Origin of the sequence: Falsiphaeobacter marinintestinus (assembly GCF_007923355.1) — a bacterium.
In the GTDB taxonomy this organism is placed as follows: Bacteria; Pseudomonadota; Alphaproteobacteria; order Rhodobacterales; family Rhodobacteraceae; genus Phaeobacter_A; species Phaeobacter_A marinintestinus.
This window is the reverse complement of the sequence record NZ_VOGO01000057.1, coordinates 1-859: the sequence shown is the minus strand read 5'-3', so window position 1 is coordinate 859 and position 859 is coordinate 1. Positions and strand designations below refer to the sequence as shown.

Annotated in this window: 1 pseudogene; it reads right to left on the bottom strand. The window is 55.9% G+C overall.

From position 1 onward, the window contains the following. Positions 1-823, bottom strand: a pseudogene (locus FOY56_RS23405) (IS5 family transposase); the annotation flags it as partial. Positions 824-859 lie beyond the last annotated feature (36 nt).

Sequence of the window (859 nt, the reverse complement as noted above, 5' to 3'; positions counted from 1 at the left end):
ACGAGAGCTGCGAGGGCGATTGCTGACAGGAATACCTTTGGACATCTGTCGTAACGTGTCGCCACACGCCTCCAGTCTTTGAGCCTGCCGAACATGATCTCAATCACTGCCCGGCAGTGCATTGGGCAGCAATGTCACGAGAGGGGCGGTTCCGGCGCTTGTATCGACGCTTGTCGTATCGAACGGTCGTCTTGCGCTGCTTTCGACCAGGGATGCATGCGCGTATACCTTTGTCTTTCAACGCTTCTCTGAACCAGTCGGCGTCATATCCGCGATCTCCGAGTAGCCAGTCTACCTTTGGCAAACTGCTCACGAGTGCCCGTGCTCCGATGTAATCGCTGACCTGTCCAGCAGTTACAAAGAGGTTCAAGGGCCGTCCCTGGCTGTCGCAAATCGCGTGCAGCTTGGTGTTCATACCGCCCTTGGTTCTCCCGATCAGACGGCCACGTCCCCCTTTTTCACCGCAAGGCTCGACGCCGTGCGATGTGCTTTGAGGTAAGTGGCATCGATCATGACCGTCTTCTCTTCACCGTGATCAGCGGCCAGGCCAACAAGCATCTCAGCAAAAATACCCCTATCGCTCCACCGCTTCCAACGGTTGTAAAGCGTTTTGTGCGGGCCATACTCCTTGGGGGCATCACGCCAGCGCAAGCCATTGCGATTGATGAAGATAATCCCGCTCAGGACGCGCCCCCTCTCATTGATTGCTTTGCAATCAACTGCCGGGCAGTGGATCATCTACGCGAGGCTTGCCATGGGATTTAGGAAAGAAAGGCGCAAGGCGCGCCATCTGCGCGTCGCTCAACCAAAAAAGATCAGACATGTTCACCGCTCGTTTTTCGAACCGTGAATCACGCTG